Source organism: Kineococcus gurbantunggutensis (assembly GCF_050871925.1).
GTDB lineage: Bacteria > Actinomycetota > Actinomycetes > Actinomycetales > Kineococcaceae > Kineococcus.
Genome location: NZ_JBJLSG010000264.1, coordinates 1 through 4,176, shown reverse-complemented (window position 1 = coordinate 4,176; position 4,176 = coordinate 1). Strand labels below are relative to the sequence as shown.

Here is a 4,176-nt window from a genome sequence, read left to right as displayed (position 1 = left end):
GCCCCCCCCCCCCCCCCCCCCCCCCCCCCCCCCCCCCCCCCCCCCCCCCCCCCCCCCCCCCCCCCCCCCCCCCCCCCCCCCCCCCCCCCCCCCCCCCCCGGGGGTCACTGGTACGAGACGAACACCGGCGACGGCTCGACCGCGACGGTCTGCGCCGGGGTGAAGGTGGGGGTGTCCTCGTCGAGGAAGTTCTTCCACCCCCAGCGCAGCCCGGCCGGGCCGCCGGCGGTCAGGGCGTCGTAGGTGGCGCGCTTCATGCCCGGGCTGCCGTGCCCGTCGGCGTGCACGACGGTGACCAGCTCGTCGTGCGAGGTGTCCACCGAGGCGCGGTCGGCGATCATCGAGGTGCGGAACTGGTGCAGCAGGAACACCTTCTGCGGCAGGTCGCCCTCGCGCACGAGCTGCGCGAGCCAGTCCCCGACGCGGTTGACCTCCGCGGCGTCCACCGACCCGATCTGCTCCAGGTGCACCTGGTCCGGCTCCAGGCGCCACTCCGGGTCCAGGGCCAGGCCCACGTGCGGGCGGCGCAGCAGCGACTCGTAGCGCCGGGCCTGGGTGAGGAAGTCGGTGCGCCCGGGCTGCAGGTCCAGCACCACGGCCACGCCGGCGCGCCCGGCGGCGTCCACCCACGGCTCCAGCTCGGCCGGGTCGGTCTCGTTGGAGTGGTCCCCGTCCGCGCCGGGCGAGCCGGAGGCCACCGTGGTGATGACCTCCAGGGTGGGCACCGCGGGCAGGGGGTCGAGGCCGTCGTAGCGGGCGGCCAGCTCCCGCGCGCGCTCCAGGGTCTCCTCCAGCGGCTGCTCGCCCAGCAGCCCCAGGCTGGGGGTGCCCGGGTGCCCGTACAGGGCGACCATGCGCCGGCCCTCCAGCGGGAGCTGACCGCCGCCGGGCACCTGCGCGCCGGTCAGGGCGGCCTCGACGCGCTCGGCGAAGGCGCCGCCGGCGAAGGCGGGACCCAGCCCCACCACGTGCTGCGGGGCGCCCTCGTGCAGGGCCCGCACGAGGGCGCCGTCCGCGCGCGGGTCGCCGGTGGGGGCGGTGAGCACCTGCGCCCCGGCGGCGCGGGCGGTGGCCACCGCGGCCGCCTCCCACGGCGCGCCCGTGACGAGCACGACCGTGCCGCTGCCGCGCGGCGCCGCGGCGGGGCGCGGGTCGCCGGCCTCCTCCACGTCGGGGTCGCCGCGCTCGGTGAGCGCCTCGCCGGCCCACGCCGCGGCCGGCTCGCCGACGGTGAGCACCTCCCGCGCGCCCAGGCGGCGCACCTCCGCGGCCGCGGCCGGGCCGGGCAGCAGCAGCGGCACGCCCAGCCCGGCCGCGACCGCGGCGCCGCGCTGCAGGGCGGCGGGCTCGTCGGCGGCGACGACGACCGAGGGGCTGCGGGTGAGCAGGTGCGCGCTGAGCGCGGCGGCCGCCTCCGGGCCGGTGGCCGCGTCGAGCACGGCGCTGCGCTCGCCGGGCCGGGTGGTCTGCACGGCGGCGGCGGAGCCCCGGTCGCCGTCGGGTGCGTCGTCGCCGCCCCCGGCGGAGGCGGTGCAGGAGGACAGCCCGAGCACGAGGACGAGCAGGGCGCCGGTGGTTCGCGCGCGGATGACGTGCTCCCGGGATCGCTGGCGGGTCGGTCGGGGTCAGCCTGCCAGGTCCCCGGCGCCGCCGCCCGCAGCGCCGCGCCCGCCTCAGCCGAAGGGGGGCACCACCCCGCGCTCCACGAGGCGGTCGAGCAGCTCGCAGAAGCGGTCCAGGCTGTCCAGGCACTCGCCGAACCCGGCGCGGCGCACCTTCACGGTGCTGGAGACGTTGTCGAAGCCGGAGTGGAAGAGGAAGTCCCCGAACGGCCAGCCCACGAGGCGGTCGTAGGGCGTGGGCACCAGGCCGTGCCGCTGCACCAGGCCCTGCCAGGTGCCCTCGTGCAGCGGCATCACCGAGGTCAGCGGGAGGTCCTGCGGCTCGTCGTGCTCCATGCCCAGGTGCCGGGCCAGGCGCGCGTAGGCGTGCACCCAGCGGAACTGGTCGCCGTTGGTGACGTTGAAGACCTCCCCGTCGGCGGCCGGCGTCGAGCCCGCCCACACGGTGGCCCGGGCCAGCAGCTCCGCGTCGGTCACCTGGTACAGCGCCTCGCCGGCGGCGCGCGAGCCGGGGAAGCGCAGCGGCAGCCCCAGCGCGCGGCTGATCGCGGCGTGCACGGCCACCACCATGAGGATGTTCATGGGGTTGCCGGTGGCGTAGCCGACGACGCCCTCGGGGCGCAGCACCGTCAGGGAGAACCCGCGGCGGGCCGCCTCGGCGCGCAGCAGGTCCTCCTGCGCGTAGTAGAAGTTCGGCACGACCAGGCGCGGGTCGCTCTCGCGCGCGGGGGTCTTGAACCCCGGCAGGTGCGCGCCGTACGCCTTGCCGCCCTGGTAGAGCGTCACGTGCCGCAGGGGCGCGCCCTCCAGGGCGTCCAGGGTGTGCCGCAGCAGCGCGGTGTTCTCCTGCACCTGCTGGCGCTCGTCGCCGCGCTCGACGTACGCGGCGAACACCAGGTGCGTGGTGTCGCCCGCGGCCGAGAGCCCCTCGCGGGCCCCGTCGGGGGTGGACAGGTCCGCGGCCAGCGCCTGCCACGGCACGTCCGGCTGCTCGCGGCGGGCCGCCCCGCGCACCGTCCAGCCGGGCACGCGGGCGTACTCGGCGGCGGCGTGCGCGCCGATCACCCCGGCCGAGCCGGCCACCAGGGCCGCGCCGGGGGCGGCCGCGGCGGCGGCGATCGGGTCCGGGCCGCCCAGCGGGCTCGCGGTGGTCGTGTCGGTCACGGTGCTCCTCGACGGGTGGGGCGGGGGTGCGGGTGGTGCGAGTGCTGCGGGTGCTGCGGGGCGCGGCTCAGGACCCGGGTTCGTGGAACTCCGGGCTCAGCGGGTCCGGCCCGGCGTCGGGGCCGGACCCGGTCCCGGCGGGCAGGGGGGCGTCGTCGTGCACGGCCGCCAGCGCCTGCGGCGTCTCCTCCACCGCCGCGCCCTCGGCCGCGCCGTCGGGGTCGGGGAACGGCGCGGGACCGGGCTTGCCCGGTTCGCCCTCGTCGTTGCCGCTGGCCATCGCGCTGTCCAGCTCCGGCTCGCTCACCGCGGGGACCTCCTGTGCTCGTCCTGCCCGCCGCCCTACCCGCCGGGCCCAGGCGTCAAACGGGGTGGCGGACGGGGTGGCGGACGGGGCGGCGGGCGGGCCGGTGGGCGGGGGCCGAGTGGCGGGGCGGGGGCGCCGGGTGAGACTGGACCGGCGCCGGCGGCCCCGGCACCCCCGCGACGAGAGGACCCCCCCCGTGCCCACCTGGTTCATCACCGGCTGCTCCACCGGCCTCGGCCGCTCCCTGGCCGAGGCGGTCCTGGCCGCCGGCGAGAACGCCGTCGTCACCGCCCGCGACGTGGAGCGGGTGCGCGACCTGGAGCAGCAGCACCCCGGCACGGCGCTGGCGCTGGCGCTGGACGTGACCGACCCCGCGCAGGTGGCGGCGGCGGTGCGGGCGGCCGAGGAGCGCTTCGGCGGCGTGGACGTGCTCGTGAACAACGCCGGCTACGGCTACCGCGCCGCCGTCGAGGAGGGCGACGACGCCGACGTGCGCCGCCTGTTCGACACCCACGTCTTCGGGCCGGTCGCCCTGGCCAAGGCGGTGCTGCCGGGGATGCGCGCCCGCCGCTCGGGCGCGGTGGTGAACCTGTCCTCCATCGGCGCGCACGTGTGCCCGCCCGGTTCGGGGTACTACGCCGCCGTCAAGGCCGCGCTGGAGGCGATGTCCACCTCGATGCGCCAGGAGCTGGCCCCGCTGGGGGTCAGCGTGACGATCGTCGCGCCCGGCGGTTTCCGCACCGACTTCGCGGGCCGCTCGCTGACGCAGTCCGCCGAGGCGATCGCCGACTACGCCGAGACCGCCGGCAAGCGCCGCAAGGAGAACGACACCGTCCACGGCACCCAGCCGGGCGACCCCGCCAAGGCCGCGCAGGCGATCATCACCGCGGTCCGCTCGCCCGAGCCGCCCGGGCTGCTGTTCCTGGGCGGGGACGCGGTGGACTCCTACCGCGGCGTCCTGGACGCCCGGCGCGCGGAGCTGGACGCCTGGGAGGAGCTCAGCCGCAGCACGGGCTTCGACGACTGACCCGCCGGCCGGTCCGGCCGGTCCGGCCGGCGGTGCGGGCCCGGTGCCGCGCGCAC

At 78.6% G+C, this 4,176-nt stretch carries 4 protein-coding genes; 1 reads left to right on the top strand and 3 read right to left on the bottom strand.

Going from position 1 to position 4,176, the window contains the following annotated elements; genetic code table 11:
• Window positions 1-104: 104 nt before the first annotated feature.
• The 3 genes from ACRYR7_RS24685 to ACRYR7_RS24675 all read right to left on the bottom strand — a co-directional run bounded on the left by ACRYR7_RS24685 (window position 105) and on the right by ACRYR7_RS24675 (window position 3,093).
• The gene (locus tag ACRYR7_RS24685; protein WP_432574979.1) at window positions 105-1,553 is read right to left on the bottom strand and encodes a hypothetical protein; all 1,449 of its coding nucleotides are present in this window, start codon (window positions 1,551-1,553) and stop codon (window positions 105-107) included.
• Window positions 1,554-1,673: 120 nt separating this feature from the next.
• A complete protein-coding gene (locus ACRYR7_RS24680) occupies window positions 1,674-2,759 on the bottom strand; it encodes an SDR family oxidoreductase (protein ID WP_432574981.1) in 1,086 nt (361 codons plus the stop codon).
• Between the two features lie 94 nt (window positions 2,760-2,853).
• On the bottom strand, window positions 2,854-3,093 hold the full coding sequence (locus ACRYR7_RS24675; protein WP_432574977.1) for a hypothetical protein: 240 nt from the start codon (window positions 3,091-3,093) through the stop codon (window positions 2,854-2,856).
• Between the two features lie 196 nt (window positions 3,094-3,289).
• On the opposite strand from ACRYR7_RS24675, the gene ACRYR7_RS24670 reads away from it, so the two are divergent.
• Window positions 3,290-4,120 carry an oxidoreductase gene (locus tag ACRYR7_RS24670; protein ID WP_432574976.1) on the top strand — a complete coding sequence of 277 codons (831 nt, stop codon included), beginning with the start codon at window positions 3,290-3,292 and terminating at the stop codon, window positions 4,118-4,120.
• The last annotated feature ends 56 nt before the right edge of the window (window positions 4,121-4,176 follow it).